Below are 20,121 nucleotides of genomic sequence, written 5' to 3'. Positions count from 1 at the left end.
CACCGGGCAAACTTTCCTTGGACGCTGTACGACACTGGGTCCCAGCGTCCGCTGGAACGACGATGCTTGTCGGTTTCGTCGACAGGAAAAATCAAGCCGCCTGTTTGCCGCCTTCCGGTGCATTCGGCTTCTGACCGGCGTCGAACATTCGCAGTAAATCCGCTTCCTTCTGCTTCGCCGCTTTCAGATGACGCTCCTTGACATGGCCATAGCCGCGAATCTCTTCCGGGATACGCGCAATCGCCACGGCCTGTGCAAGATTGCCGGCATTGAGCCGATCCAGCAAACCGCTCACCGTCTTGCAATATGCGCTGATCAGGCCGCGCTCCTGTTTGCGCTCGGCGGTATAGCCGAATACATCAAGCGGCGTGCCGCGCAGGAAGCGCAACTTCGCCAGCACGCCGAAGGCGCGCATCATCCACGGACCATATTCTTTCTTGATCAGGTGGCCGTTGGCGTCATGCCTGGCCAGCAGCGGCGGCGCGAGGTGGAATTTCAACCGATAGTCGCCTTCGAACATGCCTGCGATTTTTTCGCGGAAAGCAGGCGCGGTGTAGAGGCGTGCGACTTCGTATTCATCCTTGTAAGCCATCAGCTTGAACAGATAAGTCGCCACTGCCGTGCTGAGTTTCATCGCCTTGGCAGGTTCGCCCAAAGCCGCTTCCGCACGGCGCACCTCCCCGACGAAATCGCTGTACTGGCGCGCATACGAAGCATCCTGATACTGCGTCAGGAAGTCGACGCGTTTTGCCAGCACTTCATCCAGCGACGGCGGCCGCTTGAAGTCGATCACCTGCGCCGTCATGCCGTTGCGGCGCGCAGCTTGCGCCACGGCCCCGGCATCGTGCGCGGCGGCTCGGCCCCAGCCGAATGCCTGCTTGTTGAAGTCGACCGACAAGGCGTTGAGTTCGATGGCCTTCAGGATCGCCGCTTCCGACAACGGCACCCAGCCTTGCTGCCAGGCATAGCCGAGCATGAACATGTTGGTCGCAATGGCGTCGCCCATCAGGGCGGTGGCGATATTGCCGGCATCGATCAACGCCACGCGCTCCTTGCCGCAGGCGTTCTGGATGCTGCTCTCGGCGGACGCCGCCGGGAACTGCCAGTCGGGATTGCGCACGAAAGCGGCGGTCGGCATCTGCGTCGAATTGACCGCCGCATGCGTGCGTCCTTCGCCCATGCGCGACAAGGCGTCGCGACTGGCGGTGACGATCACGTCGCAACCGATCACGAGGTTCGCCGCGCCGGTGCCGACGCGCGTGGAGTACAGATCGTCGGCATGTTCCGACAGGCGCACATGCGACATCACCGGCCCGCCCTTTTGCGCCAGGCCGCTCATGTCGAGCACCGAACAAGCCTTGCCTTCAACGTGCGCCGCCATCGCCAGGATCTGGCCGATGGTGATCACGCCGGTGCCGCCGATGCCGGTGACGATGATGCCGTAGGTGTCGCTCATGGCTGGCAATTGCGGCTGCGGCAAGGCCGGCGCCGCGCCTTGTTCTTCCGATTCATTCTTCGTCGCCGACACGCGTTTGGTCTTCCTGAGCTTGCCGCCTTCCACGGTGACGAAACTCGGGCAGAAGCCGGTCACGCAGGAGTAATCCTTGTTGCATGATGACTGGTTGATCTGGCGCTTGCGGCCGAATTCGGTTTCCAGCGGCTCCACCGACAGGCAGTTGGACTGCACGCTGCAATCGCCGCAGCCTTCGCACACGGCTTCGTTGATGACGGCGCGCTTGGCCGGATCGGGATAAGCATTGCGTTTGCGGCGACGGCGCTTTTCCGAAGCGCAGGTCTGGTCGTAGATCATCGCGGATACGCCCGGCACTTCGCGCAGTTCACGCTGGACGGCATCGAGTTCGCTGCGATGGCGGATCGTCACGCCTTCTGCCCACGGCGTGCCGACGGGATATTTGTCCGGTTCGTCGGTGACGACGATGATGGGCGCCACGTTTTCCGCCGCCAACTGGCGCGAAATCATGGCCGGGTCGAGCGGGCCGTCGAACTCTTGTCCGCCGGTCATGGCGACGGCGTCGTTGTAGAGGATCTTGTAGGTCATGTTGACCTTGCCCGCCACTGCTGCGCGCACCGCCAGCAAACCCGAATGGAAATAGGTGCCGTCGCCGAGATTGGAAAACACATGCTTCTCGCTGGTGAACGGCGCCTGGCCGACCCAGGTCACGCCTTCGCCGCCCATGTGCGAAAAGATGGTCGATTCGCGATCCATCCAGGTCACCATGTAATGGCAGCCGATGCCGGCCAGGGCGCGGCTGCCGTCGGGCAACTTGGTCGAGGTATTGTGCGGACAGCCGGAGCAGAAATGCGGAATGCGATCCTTGTTGGGATCGGGTTTGGTGCTGATGTTGAGCGTGGCTTCCTTGGCTTCCAGATAGGCGATGCGCGCCTTGACGCGCTGCTCGATTGGATGGCCGGCATAATATTTTGAAATGCGCGTGGCGATGGCGCGCGCGATCTGCGCCGGATTCAGTTCATACGTCGCCGGCAGCAACCAGTTGCCGTGACCTTCGCGCGGCGATCCGCTCCATTCGCCGGTGTCGTCGAACTTGCCGACCACGCGCGGACGCACGTCGTCGCGCCAGTTGTAGAGTTCTTCCTTGAGCTGGTATTCGAGAATCTGGCGCTTCTCTTCGACCACCAGGATTTCTTCCAGGCCCTGTGCAAACTCGCGCACGCCTTCGGCTTCCAGCGGCCAGGTCATGCCGATCTTGTAAAGGCGGATGCCGATGTCGCGCGCGACTTGCTCGTCAATGCCGAGATCGTAGAGCGCCTGACGTGTATCGAGATAGGACTTGCCGGCAGTAACAATGCCGATGCGCGCATGCGGGCTGTCCCAGATGATCTGGTTGAGCTTGTTGACCCGCGCGTAGGCCAGCGCGGCATACCACTTGTAGACGTTCATCCGCGTTTCCTGCTCGAGCACGGTGTCTGGCTGGCGGATGTTGAGACCATCCGGAGGCAGCAGGAAATCGGTGGGAATGAGCGGTTGCACGCGTTGCGGATCGATCATCACCGACATGCCGGATTCGACGATGTCGGTCACACATTTCATCGCCACCCACAGGCCGGTGTAGCGGCTCATGGCCCAGCCATGCAGGCCGTAATCGAGGTATTCCTGCACCGATGACGGATAGAGCACGGGAATGCCGCAGGCTTTCAGGATGTGTTCGCTCTGGTGCGCGGTGGTGGAGGACTTGGCGGCATGGTCATCGCCGGCGATCACCAGCACGCCGCCGTGCCGCGATGTGCCGGCCATGTTGGCGTGTTTGAAAACGTCGCCGCAACGATCGACGCCGGGGCCTTTGCCGTACCACAGCGAAAACACGCCGTCGTATTGCGCGCCCGGAAACAGGTTGACCTGTTGCGTACCCCACACGGCGGTGGCGGCAAGGTCTTCGTTCATGCCGGGATGGAATCTGACGTGGGCGGCGTCGAGATATTTTTGCGCCTTGGCGGCGGTCTGGTCGACCGTGCCCAGCGGTGAGCCGCGATAGCCCGTGAGGTAGCCTGCCGTATTCAATCCCGCCCGGACGTCGCATTGCCGCTGCAGCATCGGCAGCCGTATCAATGCCTGTATGCCGGTCATGAAAACCCGGCCGCGCTCCAGTGCGTACTTGTCGTCGAGGGAAATATCATCCAGCAACAGGCGTTGACTGGAAGGTAAGGGTGCGTTCATACGCTTGTCTCCGTGCCAAAAATCGTGTCTTTGATTGCACATGCGCCCGTTCGAGGCGCCATTTAAAACTCTTTCACCTTGTGGGCAAAACGTTTCTTTCTTTTGATGCGGTTACAGTAGCACAAGCGGCATATTGCCGCTACGCACGCCGCAACACGGCTGAACTGCACCGACGCAAAAAAAAAGCCCCTGCGGGTGAGCAGGGGCCGGGGATCGCGATGCAGCGGATCAGGCGACCGGCAGGTTTTGTTCTCCCGGCAACAAGGTATTGGCCGGCAACGCATCCTGCACTTTCAGGCGTTCGTACAGCGCGGTGAAATCAGGCGCCGTGTCGTCGAACAGTTGCTGGAAGTCACGGATGACGAAATAGCTTTCCTGATAAGAATCGATCTTGTACAAGGTGCGCATGACGCGCTCGACCTGAAACGGAATGCGATTGGGTTGCGGGCTGCGCAGGCAGTATTCGACCTCCCCGCCCGACGACAGGATGCCGGCGCCATAGATGCGCAAACCCTCGGGACTCTGGATCAGGCCGAACTCGATGGTGTACCAGTACAGCCGCGCCAGGAAGGCCAGGCCGTCGAGCTTGAGCGCCTTCAGGCCGCCCTTGCCGTATTCCTGCAAATGCTCGGCGAAGATCGGATTGAACAGCAACGGCACATGGCCGAAGAAATCGTGGAAGACGTCGGGCTCGACGATGTAATCGAACTCGTGCTCTTCGCGCAGCCAGACCGTGACCGGAAAGCGCCGATTGGCGAGATGTTCGAAGAAGGTCTGGTCCGGCACCAGGCCGGGCACGGCGACCAGTTGCCAGCCGGTGGCCTGGTGCAGCGCTTCGGTGGTGCGGTCGAATTGCGGAATGCCTTGCGACACGTCGAGCGCCTTGACGCTGTCGATGAAGACGTCGCAGGCGCGCCCCGGAATCAGCTTGGCCTGGCGTTCATACAGTCGTCGCCAGAGCGCGTGTTGTTCAGGCGTATAGGCTGCCCAGTTCTGGGCCACGACGTAGTTCTTGTCGGCGTGCGTGTAGTCGCCGCGCAATGCCCCGCTGTCCGATTTTGTCGCGACGCTGGCAAAGAAATCGTCGGTAGAGACGGTGGTTTCCATGGAATTCGATATGAAATACGTTGATGACCGTATTATGCGCCGATTATTGCGCCGGTTTCCGCCGTCCGGCGCATTCAGGCCGTTCAGGCTTTAGGCTTGCCGATGCCCGTGACCTTGCCTATCCATTTGAACAGCGCACGCATATTGGCCTTGATGATGTAATCGAGCATCGCCGCCTGTTCTTCCATCGCCTCATGAAACACACTCGCGGAATTGGCCGGCTGCAGCTTGAGGTAGGCATCGGCTTCGCCGTAATCGCGATGGATTTCCATGCCGGCCTTCTTGGCGATATGCATCATGACCTTGTTGGACGACAGGCAATGCATGTAAAGCGTATCGACATCGGCATTGCGGCAATGGATCGCCGCGCGCATGAACAGCTTGGTGCCGACGCCCATGCCGCGCGCCGCCGCCGACACCGAGACGCCGAACTCCGCCACGCGCGCCTTGATGGTGGCGCCGCTGACGGGCGTTGCTTCGCGCGGCGCGAAAGCAAGGTGGCCGACGCCCAGCAATCGCATCTTGCGGTCGTAGACGCCGAAAATGGTGTCGCGCGAGAAATCGATCTTTTCCACGTAACGCGTCACCAAATCGTCGGACAGCTTGGTGCCGAAACGCAGCAGCCGGTCCTTTTCTTCCAGCGCGAGGAAGTGCCGCAGCAGGTGCCGCCGCGAACGTGGCGACAGCTCCTTCACCAGGATCATCGGCTTGTCCGATGCTTCGGCGATGGCGCTGATGGCGTGCTTCAGGCGGTCCAGCCGGGCGCGCAGTTGCGTGGCAAGTTTCGACATGGAGGATGGAATCGAAGAATGGAATCGGTTTAACGGGCGGTAACGGCGTATTCTGCCACCGCTTCCGTACGCGCCGCCAGAATTGCTTCAGGGATGCGCTGCGGCTGTTCCTTGTACTTGGCGGCAATCGCGCCGGCATCCACAGCCTGCGCAGCCTTCAGCGCACCCATAAGGTAGCCGTACTGCGGGAATTCGGCGTTTTCAAAACCGGTGCGGCCACGACAGTCGCACTCCGACGCCTGCAACATTTCCCGAAAGCGTTCCGGCTTGCGGAAGCCGTCGCAGCGCGCCAGCAAGTTGACGACGGTGGCCGGACGCAATTCGAATGCGCGGCCGACGTTGCCGTGTTCGCGCGCGGTGATCACGGCCAGGTCGCGACAATCGTTGGGGACTTTCAGGCGATCGCAAATATCCAGGACCAGTTCCACGCTGCGCCCTTCGTGGCCGTGATGGCTAGGCCACAGATCGGGCGGCGTGGTGCCTTTGCCGAGGTCGTGCATCAGCGCCGCGAAGCGCACGCCCAGCGGATACGACCTGCCGGCAGCATAATCGAGCACCATCATGACATGCACGCCGGTGTCGATTTCGGGATGGTATTTGGCCGGCTGCGGCACGCCCCACAAGGCGTCCAGCTCCGGCAGGATGCGCGCTAGCGCGCCGCATTCGCGCAGCACGTTGAACATGCGCGAGGGGGTCTGCTCCATCATGCCGCGCGCCAGTTCCTGCCAGACGCGTTCCGGCACCAGCGCGTCGACTTCACCGGCGCTCACCATCTTGCGCATCAGCGCATTGGTTTCGGGCGCGACGGTGAAACCGGGGAAGCGCGCCGCAAAACGCGCCACCCGCAGGATACGCACCGGGTCCTCGACAAAAGCGTCGGAGACATGCCGGAACACGCGCCGACGAATGTCTTCCTGACCGTTATAGGGATCGACCAGCACACCGTCTTCGCCTTTGGCGATGGCGTTGATGGTGAGGTCGCGCCGCGCCAGGTCCTGTTCGAGCGTGACGGCGCTGTCGGTATGAAAGACGAAACCCTTGTAACCCGGCGCGGTCTTGCGCTCGGTGCGCGCCAACGCGTATTCTTCTTGCGTCTTGGGATGCAGGAATACCGGAAAATCCTTGCCCACCGGACGAAAGCCCTTGGCCAGCATGTCTTCCGGCCTGGCGCCGACGACGACGTAGTCGTGGTCCTGCACGGGCAGGCCGAGCAGTTCGTCACGCACGGCGCCGCCGACGACATAGGTCCTCATGGCGCTCAACGATGGTCGGGCAGGACTTCTTTTTCCGCCAACGCTTCGGCGACCCAGCGCGCTACGGCGGAATGTGCGACCACACGGTCGACATAGGCTTGCAGCGCCGGCGCCAGCGACACGTGATAGCTGCGGAAGCGCATCACCACCGGGGCGTAAAATGCATCGGCTATCGAGAAGTCGCCGAACAGGAATTCATGATGGCCGAACTGCGCCAGGCAGTCTTCCCATATCTCGCAAATGCGCCCGATGTCGCCCTGCGCCTCGGGTGTGCGGCCCTTGCCCGGATAGCTGCCTCGAATGTCCATGCTCATGGCGCTGCGCAAGCCGGTAAAGCCGGAATGCATTTCGGCGGTGATGCTACGCGCCACGGCGCGAGCGGCGGTTTCTTTCGGCCACAGGGCACGGTCGGGGAATTGTTCGGCCAGGTACTCGCAAATCGCCAGGGAATCCCAGATGCGTGTCTGATCGTCAATCAGCACCGGCACGCGGCCGGACGCCGAATATTCGGCGATCTTGCCGGCGGTGTCGGGCTGGTCGAGGCAGATGCGGACTTCGTGGAAAGGAATGTCGAACGCGGTCAGCACCACCCACGGACGCATCGACCACGACGAATAATTCTTGTTGCCGATGACCAATGTGATGGCATTCTTTCCGGCTTTCTCCAAGGTTGCCGACAGGGTCGGATCAAGTTCGGTGTTCTGCATGTCTGTCCTTTATATGACTTGCGCGCCTTGTATGACGTCAGCGTCCTGCGCCGCGGCGATAGGCGTCCATTTGCTGTTGCATGTCCACGCCGGCGAGATAGCGCGGCGCGACCGCTTCCAGCGCGGTGGGTTCGATGTCCAGTTCAGCCGCCATCGGACCGGTCGCGACATTATCCACCTGCATGGAAGCAAGATTATCGCGACTCATCAAGCGTCCCGGCAAATGCTCCAGGAAAAAGGCTTGCAAAGACGCCAACATCGGCGGCAATCCGATGATCGGTCGCGGATGACCGGAACAAATCCCCGCCAGGCGCACCAGTTGGCGCAGCGTGTAGACGTGCGGCCCGGCCAGTTCATAGGTCTGGCCTCGTGTGGCTTCGTTTTGCAACGCCTTGACGAAGGCTTGGGCAACGTCGCCGACATACACCGGCTGGAATCTGACATTGGCGCCAGCCAAGGGTATCAGCGGAAAGTGCTTTTGCATGGCCGCGAACATATTGAGGAAATTGTCGTGCTCGCCGAACACCACCGCAGGCCGAAACACCGTCGCCGCCACGCCTAGCCCCGCGCCGGCAAAGGCGGCGGCCTCGCCGGCGGCCTTGGAGCGCAGATACATCGACGGCCCCTGCGCCGACGCCCCCAGTGCGCTCATGTGCAGGTAGCGCCTGACGCCGTGCTTGGCGCAGGCAGCGACGATCTTGCGCGGCAAATCGACGTGGACGCGCTGAAAATCGGGACCGTATGCGCTGCCGCGCGGGCCCCTGCGCGAATGCAGGATGCCGACCAGATTGACGACGGCATCGGCTTCCGCCACCAGCCGGTCCAGCACGGCTTCGTCATGGATGTCCGCAATAGTCGTGCGCACAGTGGGCATCACCAGCAGATGCTTGCTGCGTTCGTAGCGCCGGGTCGGCACTGTGATCCTGCTGGTGGTGGTACGCGCCAGTTGCGCCACTACCTGGCTACCGATAAAGCCGGAGCCGCCGATGATCAGTATATTTTTATGTGCCATGGTCAGTCATCGCTTTCTTTGCTTCCCGCCTCACCGCAGCATTGTCAGGGCAGGTCAGATCAAGGCAAGTCGGTCGGAGTATTGGTGCGTGGCGCCACCATGCCAAGACGCTGTTTGAGCGACTGCGGCTTGTTTTCAAACATGGCGGCGTAGTAGGTGGCGTTGGACATCACGTTCTTGACGTAGCCGCGGGTTTCGTTGAACGGGATCGACTCAGCGAAGATTGCACCTTCGACCGCCCGGCTCAACGTTGAGCGCCAACTGCGCGGACGCCCCGGTCCGGCATTGTAGGCCGCGGTCGCCAGTGCCTGCGAACCGTCCAGGTTGTTGAGCACCATGTTGAGGTAACTGGTGCCGAGCAGCAGGTTGGTATTGATGTCGTTGATCTGGTCTTGCGTAAATTCGCTCAGGCCGATTTTTTTGGCGACGTACTTCGCGGTGGACGGCATCAGTTGCATCAGGCCGGATGCGCCGACGTAGGAACGCGCATTCTTGATGAAGCGCGACTCCTGGCGGATCAGACCGTAGACCCAGGCGTTCTCCAGTCCGAGCGGCCGCGTATTGGCGCTCATCTCGGTCAGGTGCGGCGCCGGGAAGCGTTGGGTGAAATCCATTTCCTGCCTGGTGCGGTCAGAGGTATTGACCATGCGGTCGAGCACGTCGCTCTGACGCGCAAACTCGGCGGCGGCCAACAACTGGCGGTCGTTCATCTTGCGCAATTCCCAGTTCCATTCGCGGATGCCTTCGTAGCGCATGTTCAGCTCATAGAATTTGAGTGCGCGCTTGAAGCCGGCGTTTTGCGTCATTGGCGAGATTTCGGTGGGTGTTGCCGGTGGCGGTCCCGGCGGGATCGCGATCTTCTGGCCCAGCTCTTCTGTCGCGAGTTGCCCATAGAAACTGACGTTGGAGGCAATCGACTGGAACAGGCGCTGCGCCGATTCAGTCTGCCCTTCCTCCTTTTGCGCGCGCGCCAGCCAATAGGTCCAGGTGATGTCGCTGCGCAGCGTAGCCGGCATCGCGTCGATGGTCGACTTCACCATCTTCCAATCGCCGGCGCGCAAGGCGATGCGTGCTTTCCACTGATACGCTTCGTAGGACAGCGGCGCGTCCTTGGTCTTGCGCCAGTAATCGATCGCTTCGGGCATCAGCTTCATCGACGCCGGCAAGGCGATTTGCGCCCAGGCGACCGCCTGCTCCTGCGCCGTCAGGCCGGAAGCGCCGCTCAGAAAACCGGCGGCCTGCTGCGGATTATTCTTGGCAGCGCGGCCGATGGCGACGATATACAACTCGTGGGCCGTGCGTCCCTGCCCGGGCCCGCGCGCCAATGCCATGGCCGGCTTGTCGATGACCTGCTGCAGGCTGACGTCGCCGTTGTCGGTGAACACCGCCGCGCGGCGCGCCACGGTGATGTTGCCGGCCTCAACGGCCTGGCGGATCTGCGCCCACAGGTCGCTCTCGCCGAACTGATGGTTCTGCGCCAGCGTGCCGATCAGGTCGCTGCACCCCTGGCCGTAGTCCTTGGGGCTGGTCAGCAGGGCGCGCGCCTCGTCGGCGACGTTCTGCCCCTTGAGCGCGCGCGAATTGAGCGCGAAGCATTTCACCTGTACGTCGTCGTTCAGCACGAACAGCGGATATTGCTCATCGAAAGTGGTCCAGTCGCCGGTCTTGCCCAGCGCCAACAACCAGTCGTTGCGCAGACGGTCGGCAATGGCGCTGCCGTCATAGCGGCTGAGGAAGTCGCGAATCTCCGACACCGGCGCGGTAAAGTCGCGCACGCGCGGTTTCAGCCGATAATAGTCGACATAGGAAGGAATGACATAGTCAGGCAAGCGTGCCGCCAGGTTGAGCGCGGCGGCCGAATCGTCGATCCGGGCAGCGTCGCGCAATGCAAGGAAAACGTCATCTGGCGAAGCATTGGCGGAAAGACGTTTTTGCGCATAGGCAGGCATGGTAAAACTGATTACCGCCGCAGCGGCGCATGTAATCACGACCAAGCATTTCTTTAATTGCATTCTTATACAACCTTAGAGTGAAACAGATGACGACTTCAAGGATAGCACGCGACACTCTGCAAACCGATGCCCCTGGAACCGTGGAGGAAGACACAACGGCGCCTGCAGAAAAATCCATACTGCGCGCCCGGTTGCTGGCTGCCCGCAAGTCCATGACGCCTGCCGCCAAAGCTGCGGCGGAAGCCGCCATATGCGCCCGCCTGCTGGCCTGGCTGCAGCAAAATCCGGTCGCCAGCCTCGGCGTGTACCACCCGATCCGCCAGGAACCTGACCTGCACTTGGCTTATAACGCGCTGGATGCCCAAGGCGTGCACCTGTCGTTGCCGATAATTCGCGGAAAAGATGCCCCATTGGAATTCGTCCGCTGGACGCCGGGAGAAACGCTGACCAAAGATGCCATGGGCACCTCGGTGCCGCCGCATGCCGAGACGGTGCGCCCGCAAGCGCTGCTGATTCCTTGCTTGGGCTTCAACGCCGCGCAGATGCGGCTGGGGTATGGCGGCGGCTTCTACGATCGCACGCTGGCGCAAGCGCCGCGTCCGCTGGCCATCGGCGTCGCCTATGCCGATGCGCGGGTCGACTTTACGGCGCAGGCGCACGATATTGCGCTGGACCTGATCATCACCGGATCATGAGCGCACCGGCAATCTGCTGCGCCAAGAAAAAACCGGCTGCGCAGCCGGTTTTTTCGATGCTGACGAGAACAAGCTGCGATCAGTCGACCAGGCGTTGCCAGATTGCCATGGTCGCGCCGGCTTGGTTCAGCGTGTAGAAATGCAGGCCTGGTGCGCCGCCTTCCAGCAACTGTTCGCACAATTGCGTGACCACGTCGAGGCCGAAAGCGCGGATCGACTCTGCGTCGTCGCCGTAGCTGGCCAGCTTCAGGCGAATCCAGCGCGGGATCTCGGTGCCGCACATGTCGGAAAAACGCATCAGTTGCGTATAGTTGGTGATCGGCATGATGCCGGGCACGATAGGCACGTTCACATTCAGTTTCTGCGCTTCATCGACGAAGTTGAAATAGGCGTCGGCGTTGTAGAAATATTGCGTGATCGCCGCATCGGCGCCGGCCTGCACCTTGCGCGCGAAGTTCTGGACATCCTCCTGCGGTGACCTGGCCTGGGGATGCATTTCCGGATAGGCGCCGACTTCGATGTGGAACCAGTCGCCGGTTTCCGCGCGGATGAATTCGACCAGTTCATTGGCGTAGCGGAATTCGCCGGACGACAGATCGACCGCGCCGAAGCCGCTCGGCAAATCGCCGCGCAGCGCGACCAGCTTCCTGATACCGTGCGATTTGTATTCCGTGAGGATGTTGCGCAAAGTCGCACGCGAACTGCCGACGCAGGACAGATGCGGCGCGGCCTCATGGCCTTCGCGCATGATTTCCAGCACGGTGTCGAGCGTGCCTTGCTGGGTCGAACCGCCGGCGCCGAAAGTGACCGAAAAATACTTCGGCCGCAATTCGGCCAGCTTGGCGCGTGTGGCGCGCAGTTTTTCCGTGCCTTCAGGCGTCTTGGGCGGGAAAAACTCGATGCTGAAATTATGTTGTGTCATGAGAAAGCCATCCAAAGACGGTCAAGGCATCAATCGATGCGTCAATGTTACTGACTGGGTCCGGATTTCAGCAGCAGCGTGGACAGCGCCCAGGAAACGATGCTGTACAACAGGGCGCCGCCGACGGCCGACCAGAAACCCGCGACATGGAAACCGCCCACCAGTTGCGCCACCACCCAGAACATCAGGCCGTTGATGATGAAGATGAACAACCCCAGCGTCAGCAGCGTCACCGGCAGGGTCAGAATGACCAGTACCGGGCGCACGAGCGTGTTGACAAAGCCGAGGATCAGGGCGGCAATCAGGGCCGCGCCGAAGCTGTCGACCTGCACCGAGTGCATCAGGTAAGGGACTGCCAGCAGGGCCAGTGCATTGATCAGCCAGAGAACGAGCAAACGCATGAGGTTTCCTTTCGAGCGGCGCCCTCGCCGGATTGCCGCAAGGCCTTGAATCCGGCGAGTGCGGGTAATGCAAGCGCCGGACGCCGGTCGACGCATCGACCGGCATTCCGGCAACCGATCAGTAACGGTAGTGCTCAGGCTTGTAAGGGCCTTCCGTCTTGACGCCAATGTAGGCCGCCTGTTCTGCCGTCAGCGTAGTCAACTGCGCGTTGAGCTTCTTCAGTTGCAGGCGCGCGACCTTTTCGTCCAGATGCTTGGGCAGCGTGTAGACGCCGACCGGATAGTTCTTGGTATTGACGAACAATTCGATCTGGGCAATGGTCTGGTTGGCGAAGGACGAGCTCATCACGTAGGACGGATGGCCGGTGCCGCAACCGAGGTTGACCAGGCGGCCTTCGGCCAGCAGGATGATGCGCTTGCCGTCGGGGAAGATGATGTGGTCGACTTGCGGCTTGATGTTTTCCCAGGCGTATTGCTTCAGCGCGGCAACTTCGATTTCGTTGTCGAAGTGGCCGATGTTGCAAACGATGGCCTGGTCTTTCATCTTCTTCATGTGCTCGTGCGTGATCACATGATAGTTGCCGGTGCAGGTGACGAAAATGTCGCCGTGTTCGGCCGCGTAATCCATGGTGACGACGCGATAACCTTCCATCGCGGCCTGCAGCGCGCAGATCGGATCGACTTCGGTGACCCAGACTTGCGCCGACAGCGCGCGCATCGCCTGTGCCGAACCCTTGCCGACGTCGCCGTAACCGGCGATGACGGCGACCTTGCCGGCGATCATGACGTCGGTGGCACGCTTGATGCCGTCGACCAGCGATTCACGGCAGCCGTACAGGTTGTCGAACTTGGACTTGGTGACGGAGTCGTTGACGTTGATCGCCGGGAAGGCCAGCTTGCCGTCCTTGTGCATCTGATACAGGCGATGCACGCCGGTCGTGGTTTCTTCAGTCACACCCTTGATTTGCGCCAGACGCGAGGAGTACCAGTTGCTATGGCTGGCCAGGCGCTTCTTGATGGAATTGAACAGGCAGATTTCTTCTTCCGACGTCGGATTGTTCAAGACCGAGGCATCCTTTTCAGCGCGTGTACCGAGATGCAGCAGCAACGTTGCGTCGCCGCCATCGTCGAGGATCATGTTGGCTTGCTGGTCTTCGGCGCCCGGCCATTCGAAGATACGGTGGGTGAATTCCCAGTAGTCGTCCAGCGACTCGCCCTTGAACGCAAACACCGGCGTGCCCTTGTCGGCGATCGCGGCGGCGGCGTGGTCCTGGGTCGAGTAAATGTTGCAGGATGCCCAACGCACCTTGGCGCCCAGCGCTTCCAGCGTCTGGATCAGCACGGCGGTCTGGATGGTCATGTGGATGGAACCGGTGATGCGCGCGCCCTTCAGCGGTTGCGCAGCAGCGAATTCTTCACGGATGGCCATCAGGCCGGGCATTTCGGTTTCAGCGATCTTGATCTCTTTATGGCCCCATTGCGCCAGGCCGATATCGGCGATCACATAATCGGTAAATTTGGAATTGGTAGTCATGACTGCGGCGTTCTTCACGCCCTCCTTTCATAGAAAATCAGAAAAAAAGTAACGTGAGCGCAGTTGCTTGGTGACGGTATCAAGCCTGGCAAGATCGATGTCTTGTCGCAACGCTCCTTGATACGGACATGCATTGTAAATCACTTTATGTACGCAATGCCAGCGCACAGCGGCGATCCGGCCACAAAGACCGGATCGCCGCAACAATCACAGACCGGCGGCAGCCTTCAGCGCAGCAGCCTTATCGGTGCGTTCCCACGAGAATTCCGGCTCTTCGCGGCCGAAATGGCCGTAAGCGGCGGTCTTCTGATAGATAGGACGCAACAGATCGAGCATTTGCACGATGCCTTTCGGGCGCAGGTCGAAATGCTCCTGCACCAATTGCGCCAGCTTCTCGTCGCTGACCTTGCCGGTGCCGAAGGTGGTGACCATCACCGAAGTCGGCTTGGCGATGCCGATGGCGTACGACACCTGGATCTGGCAACGCGACGCCAGGCCGGCGGCGACGATGTTCTTGGCAACGTAGCGGCCGGCATAGGCTGCCGAACGGTCGACCTTGGACGGATCCTTGCCGGAGAACGCGCCGCCGCCGTGCGGCGCTGCGCCGCCGTAGGTGTCGACGATGATCTTGCGGCCGGTCAGGCCGCAGTCGCCTTGCGGACCGCCAATGACGAAACGGCCGGTCGGGTTGATCAGGTAACGGGTGTTTTTCAGCCATTCAGCCGGCACGACCGGACGGATGATGTCTTCGATCGCGGCTTCTTCGATGGCCTTGTGTTGCATTTCGGGCGCATGCTGGGTCGACAGCACGATGGTGTCGATCGCGACCGGACGACCGTCGACGTACTTCAGCGTGACCTGAGATTTGGCGTCCGGACGCAGCCATGGCAGGCGGCCGTCCTTGCGCAGTTGCGACTGGCGCTCGACGATGCGGTGGGCGTAATAGATTGCTGCCGGCATCAGTTCCGGCGTTTCGTCGCAGGCGTAACCGAACATCAGGCCCTGGTCGCCGGCGCCTTGGTCGAGATCCAGGCCCTTGCCTTCGTCGACACCCTGGGCGATGTCCGGGGATTGCTTGTCGTAGGCGACCAGCACGGCGCAGCTCTTGTAGTCGATGCCGTAGTCGGCGTTGTCGTAGCCGATGCGCTTGATGGTTTCGCGGGCGACGTCGATGTAGTCGACATTGGCGCGTGTGGTGATTTCGCCAGCCAGCACGACCAGGCCGGTGTTGCACAAGGTTTCAGCGGCAACGCGCGACAACGGGTCTTGCGCAAAGATGGCATCCAGAATCGCGTCGGAAATCTGGTCGGCGACCTTGTCTGGATGGCCTTCGGAAACGGATTCGGAAGTGAAAAGATACTCGTTGGACATTACAGGCTCCTGCAGTGTAGAGATTTAACCATGTCGCGGCCTATCTCAGAGCCTGCGACGCTTTAGCGAAATTTATATCCCGTCTCGCAAGTTGTCATTAACTCGACGGCTTTCGTGCTATTTTACGCGTCTTGCAAAAATTCGGCAATTTCACAGCATTATTCACGGTAACGGCAAGTATGCTTTTTTCTTTATTCCGCCTGCTATCACTGCTCCCGCTGCCCTTGCTGCACCTGATCGGGATCGCGATGGGATGGCTCGTCTACCTGGCTTCGCCGTCGTACCGCAAGCGCCTGAAAGAAAATCTGACCCGGGCCGGCTACCGACAATATTTGTCTACTGCAATCAACGAATCGGGCAAAGGCATCTTCGAGCTGCCCTTCATCTGGTGCGCTGCGCCAAAACGCGTGTTGCGCACCGCCCGCATCGAAAACTGGGAACTGGCGCAACAGGCGCTGGACGCCAAAACCGGCGTGGTTTTCCTGACGCCGCATCTGGGCTGCTTTGAAATCATCGCGCAAGCCATTGCCGAGAAGACCTCGTTGACCGCGCTCTACCGTCCGCCGCGCAAAGCCGCATTGAAGCCGCTGGTCGAAGGCGCCCGCTCGCGCCCGAATCTGCATCTTGCCCCGGCCAATCTGTCCGGCGTGCGCGTCCTGCTCAAGGCATTGAAAAGCGGCAAGGCCATCGGCCTGCTGCCGGACCAGGTGCCGCAACATGGCGAAGGCGTCTGGGCCGATTTTTTCGGCAAGCCGGCCTACACCATGACGCTGTCGGCAAAGATGCACCAGATGAGCGGCGCGCCGATCATTCTGTCGTATGCCGAACGATTGTCATGGGGCCGCGGCTTCGTGATCCGCTTCGTCGCCTTTGAAGAAACCCTCGGCGACACGCCGGAACAGCAGGCGCGCGCCATCAATCTGGCGATGGAAAAATTGATCGCGCGCTGTCCGGCGCAATACATCTGGAGCTACAACCGCTACAAGACGCCGCCCGGCGTCTCCGCGCCCGGAGCGGCGCAATGAGGGCGCTGATTGCACTGATGTGGCTGCTGCACTGGCTGCCGCTGCCCATCCTCGGCCGTATAGGCGAAGCACTCGGCTCGCTGCTGTTCATCATCATGAAGCCGCGCCGCCATATCACGCTGACCAACCTGCGCCTATGCTTTCCGGACAAGACCGAAGCCGAGCGCGAAGCCATTGCGCGGCGCCACTTTCAGGCCTATGCCCGCAGCGCGCTGGAACGCGGCATTCTGTGGTGGGCCTCGGAAGCGCGCCTCAAGCGCCTGATCAAGGTCGAGCCGAACGTCCCGGTCGACGTCATCAAGTCCGGCCCGACCATCCTGCTTTGCCCGCACTTCGTCTGCCTGGAAATCCCCGGCATCGCGCTAGTGCTCAATTCGGATTTGTCGGTATGCACCATTTACGCAAAACAACAGAATGAGGTGGTCGACCGCGCGCTGCTCAAAGGCCGCTCGCGTTTCCGCCCGGTGACCTTGCTGTCGCGCGAAAAGGGCGTCAAACCCATCATCCGCGCCATGCGCGAGGGCTTGCCGTTCATCATGCTGCCGGACATGGACTTCGGCCTGCGCGATGCCGAATTCGTGCCTTTCTTCGGCATGCCGGCGGCGACCCTGACCGCTACCGCCCGCATCGCCGCGGCAACCCAGGCGCACGTGATTCCTGTGATCACCACCTTCCTGCCGGACTACAAGGGCTGGAAAACCACTTTTTACCCGGCGTGGGAAAATTATCCCGGCGACGACATCCTCGAAGCCACGCGCCGCATGAATGCCTTCATCGAAGAACGCGTGCTGGAAGCGCCGGCGGAATATTTCTGGGCCCACAAGCGCTTTAAAACCCAGCCGCCGGGCACACCTAATGTATACGGCAAAAACGAATAGCCGCCCTATAATCTGGTCATGAAAATCAAATTCACCAAAATGCACGGCGCCGGCAACGACTTCGTTGTCGTTGACGCCATCCATCAGGACATCGCCCTGACGCCGGAGCAATGGAAGTTCATTGCCGATCGCCGGTTCGGCATCGGCGCCGACCAAATGCTGGTGGTGGAGCGGCCGCAGTCGGAAGGCATCGATTTTCGCTATCGCATTTACAACGCCGACGGCGGCGAAGTCGAACAATGCGGCAACGGCGCGCGCGCATTTGCCCGCTTCGTCAGCGACAAGGGCCTGACGACCAAGCGCGTCATCCGCGTGGAAACCCTGTCCGGCGTGATTGAACCGACCCTGGAAGACGACGGCCGCGTCACGGTCGACATGGGTGCGCCGGTACTGGCGCCCGAGCAGGTGCCTTTCGATTCTTCAGGCCTGATTGGCAAGACCGAAGGCGACGATACTTTGTGGCCGCTCGACGTCAACGGCAAGACCGCCTGGATTTCCGTCGTGTCGATGGGCAATCCGCATGCCGTGCAAATCGTCGCGGATACCGAAGCCGCGCCGGTATTGGAGGACGGTCCGCTGATCGAACGCCATCCCCGCTTTCCGAAGCGGGTCAACGCCGGCTTCATGCAAGTGGTCGATCGCCGCAACGTGAACCTGCGCGTCTACGAGCGCGGCGCCGGCGAGACGCTGGCGTGCGGCACCGGCGCCTGTGCGGCGGTGGTCGCCGGCATACGGCGCGGCCTGCTGGATGCGCCAGTGGCGGTGCAGACTCACGGCGGCGAACTGGTGATCAACTGGGCCGGGCCCGGCAAGCCGGTCCTGATGACCGGTCCTGCGGTGTCGGTGTTTGAGGGCGAAATAGAGATCTGACCTGTTTCGTCCAGCGCCGATGACAAAATAAAAAGAGATGGCCAGGCAGCCATCTCTTTTTTTTCAGAATGACAAGCGAAACGTCAGGACTGCTCCGCCAGATCCCGCTCTTCTTCGCGCTCCTCGGCCTCCTGCGGCAATGCGGTTTTCAGGCGATAGAGGCGTTGCCGGTAATTGCCTTCCGGCCCGCTGAGACTGCAATCGACGTCTTCAAACAGGCGGCCGATGCGATTAAGCACCTGCCGCTCATCGCCGGTCTCTATTAATATCAGGCGCCGTTTGCTGCGCGCATAGTAATCGCGAATGTCGACCACCAGGCAATGGCCGCAATCGGCTTGCCTCAAATCGATCAGCAAGGCTTCCGGCCGCGTCAGGCCGAACAGGATCGCCAATTCCAGGCGCGCCGCCAGGAAAGGATAGGCGCTCAGGAAATCGCGCGTCATGTGGCGCTTGGCATCAATCGCCCACGCGGCAGGCGCAGGCCGATCGGCAATCTTGCCGAGCAAATCGCGCGCATCGGGATGATTCTGGGACGCCGCCTTCTGCAGCCAGTACACCGCACGCACGTCGTTGGCCGGATCGTCGCGGCGATTGCGCCAGGCGCTGCTGCCGCATTCCAGTTGCGCCATGGCGTGCCCCATTTCGGCGGCGCGCTCCAGATAATGCTGGGCGTCGGCGAGGTTGCGCTGGGAAAACTCGGGCTTCAGGTAAATCCGCGACAGAGCGTACCAGGCCGACGCCAGGCCGCGCTCGCCTGCCAGCGTCAGCCAGCGTATCGCCTTCTTATAATTAGCCGAGCCGCAACCGGGGAAAGCCCGTCCACCGTCTTCATTCATGCGCGCAAAGAACAGCCCGAGCGAAAGCTGCGCCGACTTGTCGTCGGCATAGGCCGCCAGCTCAAGCAACTGCTGTGCTTCATCTGCCGAGATATCCTTGATGTCGTTCAGAATTTGCGCCAGCCGCGACAGCAACGTGATGTTCCCTTGCCCCAGACGCTGGGCCAAGGCCTCGGACGGCGCATTCAGTTGCGGCAGTTCGGCGCTGTACTGCGCCAGCAGGGAGCTCCCCAGCGGCAGCGCCCGCCGGATGAAATCGTCCCGATCCAGGCGCAGCCAGGCGGCATCCGCCAGCGCCAACTGCGCCGGACCCACGCCAGCGTCGGCCGCTTTCTGTGCCCACTGGATGCCTTCCGCCTTCCGATCGGCCTGCGCCTGCGGATTACCGATGGACTGTTCGCCGGCCTTTTGCTGCGCCAACAGCCACTGCGCCTCTGCCGTGCCGGCATTTGCCTCGGCTTCGAGCACCTTGACCGCTTTGCCGAGCATGGATTGCGCATCGGGTTGTGCCTTTTGCGACAACACCAGGCGCGCAAATGCCAGTCCTGCGACTTTCCGTCCGGCGTCAAAGGCCCGCTCATACCAAATCACATAGTCCAACGGCCTGGGCGCCTGCGCCACGACTTCATAAGGGATATGCTCGCCGATCAACGTCCAGGCATCCGCCGCCCCCTGACGCGCCGCCCGGTCCAGCCAATGCAGGGCGGTAGCGAAACTTTGAGGCAAACCGTTGCCGCCAAACAGATAGCGCCGGCCCAGCGCCAATTGCGCCTCTGCCTGGCCGGCGCGCGCCGCTCGAATAACTGCCAAATCTTCCCGACTCGCCATAAATCAATCCAAACTCTCTTTCGAAGGAAAAAATTATCCCCTATAAATCATAATATTTTTTTAATCTCGGTTTTAAGAGACAAAATTGGAGCTTTAAAACAACAATTCAAGTCTTTAAGCGGCATTTTCTTGGCACAAAGACAATTTCATCGTATTCCGACCGGCGCAGAACCTAAAAAGTCCCGTCCATAAGATATCCCCCGTGAAAGCGTTAGAAAAAAACAACACTCGTGCAGTGGTTTCGA

The 20,121-nt window shown here is 61.1% G+C and carries 16 protein-coding genes and 1 riboswitch; of the genes, 4 read left to right on the top strand and 12 right to left on the bottom strand.

The annotated features are described in order from the left end of the window. Positions 1-91: 91 nt before the first annotated feature. The 7 genes from RV1423_RS18475 to RV1423_RS18445 all read right to left on the bottom strand — a co-directional run bounded on the left by RV1423_RS18475 (position 92) and on the right by RV1423_RS18445 (position 10,576). Entirely contained in the window at positions 92-3,694 is a 3,603-nt protein-coding gene (locus tag RV1423_RS18475) for an indolepyruvate ferredoxin oxidoreductase family protein (protein WP_034299781.1), read from the bottom strand. Between the two features lie 228 nt (positions 3,695-3,922). Beyond that, positions 3,923-4,801, bottom strand: a complete 879-nt coding sequence (gene phhA / locus RV1423_RS18470) for a phenylalanine 4-monooxygenase (RefSeq protein ID WP_034299779.1) — start codon at positions 4,799-4,801, stop codon at positions 3,923-3,925. A gap of 83 nt (positions 4,802-4,884) precedes the next feature. After that, positions 4,885-5,592, bottom strand: coding sequence for a GNAT family N-acetyltransferase (locus RV1423_RS18465; protein ID WP_034299777.1), 708 nt, complete (start codon positions 5,590-5,592; stop codon positions 4,885-4,887). A 29-nt stretch (positions 5,593-5,621) separates the two neighbouring features. After that, positions 5,622-6,845, bottom strand: coding sequence for a multifunctional CCA addition/repair protein (locus tag RV1423_RS18460; RefSeq protein WP_034299775.1), 1,224 nt, complete (start codon positions 6,843-6,845; stop codon positions 5,622-5,624). Between the two features lie 5 nt (positions 6,846-6,850). Then, complete coding sequence (locus RV1423_RS18455) at positions 6,851-7,552, bottom strand: glutathione S-transferase family protein (RefSeq protein ID WP_034299772.1); 702 nt, start codon at positions 7,550-7,552, stop codon at positions 6,851-6,853. A 37-nt stretch (positions 7,553-7,589) separates the two neighbouring features. Further along, positions 7,590-8,564 carry a complex I NDUFA9 subunit family protein gene (locus RV1423_RS18450; protein WP_034299770.1) on the bottom strand — a complete coding sequence of 325 codons (975 nt, stop codon included), beginning with the start codon at positions 8,562-8,564 and terminating at the stop codon, positions 7,590-7,592. A gap of 59 nt (positions 8,565-8,623) precedes the next feature. Next, on the bottom strand, positions 8,624-10,576 hold the full coding sequence (locus tag RV1423_RS18445; RefSeq protein ID WP_034299768.1) for a lytic transglycosylase domain-containing protein: 1,953 nt from the start codon (positions 10,574-10,576) through the stop codon (positions 8,624-8,626). Positions 10,577-10,602: 26 nt separating this feature from the next. Between RV1423_RS18445 and RV1423_RS18440 the strand changes: the two genes are divergently transcribed. Beyond that, entirely contained in the window at positions 10,603-11,211 is a 609-nt protein-coding gene (locus RV1423_RS18440; RefSeq protein ID WP_051516767.1) for a 5-formyltetrahydrofolate cyclo-ligase, read from the top strand. Between the two features lie 79 nt (positions 11,212-11,290). Here RV1423_RS18440 and metF read toward each other — a convergent pair whose 3' ends face one another. From metF to metK, 4 genes are all read right to left on the bottom strand, one after another. Continuing rightward, positions 11,291-12,133: a methylenetetrahydrofolate reductase [NAD(P)H] gene (gene metF, locus RV1423_RS18435; RefSeq protein ID WP_034299764.1), complete on the bottom strand. Its 843-nt coding sequence runs from the start codon at positions 12,131-12,133 to the stop codon at positions 11,291-11,293. Positions 12,134-12,180: 47 nt separating this feature from the next. Further along, entirely contained in the window at positions 12,181-12,534 is a 354-nt protein-coding gene (locus tag RV1423_RS18430) for a phage holin family protein (RefSeq protein WP_034299762.1), read from the bottom strand. 118 nt (positions 12,535-12,652) lie between these two features. Further along, positions 12,653-14,068: an adenosylhomocysteinase gene (ahcY, locus tag RV1423_RS18425; protein ID WP_034299813.1), complete on the bottom strand. Its 1,416-nt coding sequence runs from the start codon at positions 14,066-14,068 to the stop codon at positions 12,653-12,655. 48 nt (positions 14,069-14,116) lie between these two features. Further along, positions 14,117-14,193, bottom strand: a riboswitch (S-adenosyl-L-homocysteine riboswitch). Between the two features lie 82 nt (positions 14,194-14,275). Next, positions 14,276-15,439, bottom strand: coding sequence for a methionine adenosyltransferase (metK, locus tag RV1423_RS18420; protein WP_034299760.1), 1,164 nt, complete (start codon positions 15,437-15,439; stop codon positions 14,276-14,278). A gap of 131 nt (positions 15,440-15,570) precedes the next feature. Here metK and RV1423_RS18415 point away from each other — a divergent pair, with 131 nt between their 5' ends. From RV1423_RS18415 to dapF, 3 genes are read left to right on the top strand one after another with little or no spacing between them, the layout of a single operon-like run. Next, positions 15,571-16,464 carry a lysophospholipid acyltransferase family protein gene (locus tag RV1423_RS18415; RefSeq protein ID WP_255344224.1) on the top strand — a complete coding sequence of 298 codons (894 nt, stop codon included), beginning with the start codon at positions 15,571-15,573 and terminating at the stop codon, positions 16,462-16,464. Further along, positions 16,461-17,342 (top strand): lipid A biosynthesis acyltransferase, encoded by an 882-nt coding sequence (locus RV1423_RS18410; RefSeq protein ID WP_034299757.1) that lies wholly within the window; start codon positions 16,461-16,463, stop codon positions 17,340-17,342. Before RV1423_RS18415 ends, RV1423_RS18410 begins: the two co-directional genes overlap by 4 nt. A gap of 18 nt (positions 17,343-17,360) precedes the next feature. After that, on the top strand, positions 17,361-18,212 hold the full coding sequence (gene dapF / locus RV1423_RS18405; RefSeq protein ID WP_034299755.1) for a diaminopimelate epimerase: 852 nt from the start codon (positions 17,361-17,363) through the stop codon (positions 18,210-18,212). Between the two features lie 83 nt (positions 18,213-18,295). On the opposite strand, the gene RV1423_RS18400 is transcribed toward dapF, so the two are convergent. After that, positions 18,296-19,876, bottom strand: a complete 1,581-nt coding sequence (locus RV1423_RS18400) for an SEL1-like repeat protein (RefSeq protein WP_034299753.1) — start codon at positions 19,874-19,876, stop codon at positions 18,296-18,298. Positions 19,877-20,121: the final 245 nt, after the last annotated feature.

Source organism: Herbaspirillum sp. RV1423 (assembly GCF_000577615.1).
Lineage (GTDB): Bacteria > Pseudomonadota > Gammaproteobacteria > Burkholderiales > Burkholderiaceae_D > Herbaspirillum.
Note: the sequence above shows the minus strand (reverse complement) of the source record. Positions and strands in the feature narration are given on the sequence as shown.

Bases quoted from the DNA above. Each gene is read 5' to 3' on its own strand.
- RV1423_RS18475 (WP_034299781.1), bottom strand. From the start codon at position 3,694: ATGAACGCACCCTTACCTTCCAGTCAACGCCTGTTGCTGGATGATATT.
- phhA (WP_034299779.1), bottom strand. From the start codon at position 4,801: ATGGAAACCACCGTCTCTACCGACGATTTCTTTGCCAGCGTCGCGACA.
- RV1423_RS18465 (WP_034299777.1), bottom strand. From the start codon at position 5,592: ATGTCGAAACTTGCCACGCAACTGCGCGCCCGGCTGGACCGCCTGAAG.
- RV1423_RS18460 (WP_034299775.1), bottom strand. From the start codon at position 6,845: ATGAGGACCTATGTCGTCGGCGGCGCCGTGCGTGACGAACTGCTCGGC.
- RV1423_RS18455 (WP_034299772.1), bottom strand. From the start codon at position 7,552: ATGCAGAACACCGAACTTGATCCGACCCTGTCGGCAACCTTGGAGAAA.
- RV1423_RS18450 (WP_034299770.1), bottom strand. From the start codon at position 8,564: ATGGCACATAAAAATATACTGATCATCGGCGGCTCCGGCTTTATCGGT.
- RV1423_RS18445 (WP_034299768.1), bottom strand. From the start codon at position 10,576: ATGCAATTAAAGAAATGCTTGGTCGTGATTACATGCGCCGCTGCGGCG.
- RV1423_RS18440 (WP_051516767.1), top strand. From the start codon at position 10,603: ATGACGACTTCAAGGATAGCACGCGACACTCTGCAAACCGATGCCCCT.
- metF (WP_034299764.1), bottom strand. From the start codon at position 12,133: ATGACACAACATAATTTCAGCATCGAGTTTTTCCCGCCCAAGACGCCT.
- RV1423_RS18430 (WP_034299762.1), bottom strand. From the start codon at position 12,534: ATGCGTTTGCTCGTTCTCTGGCTGATCAATGCACTGGCCCTGCTGGCA.
- ahcY (WP_034299813.1), bottom strand. From the start codon at position 14,068: ATGACTACCAATTCCAAATTTACCGATTATGTGATCGCCGATATCGGC.
- metK (WP_034299760.1), bottom strand. From the start codon at position 15,439: ATGTCCAACGAGTATCTTTTCACTTCCGAATCCGTTTCCGAAGGCCAT.
- RV1423_RS18410 (WP_034299757.1), top strand. From the start codon at position 16,461: ATGAGGGCGCTGATTGCACTGATGTGGCTGCTGCACTGGCTGCCGCTG.
- dapF (WP_034299755.1), top strand. From the start codon at position 17,361: ATGAAAATCAAATTCACCAAAATGCACGGCGCCGGCAACGACTTCGTT.
- RV1423_RS18400 (WP_034299753.1), bottom strand. From the start codon at position 19,876: ATGGCGAGTCGGGAAGATTTGGCAGTTATTCGAGCGGCGCGCGCCGGC.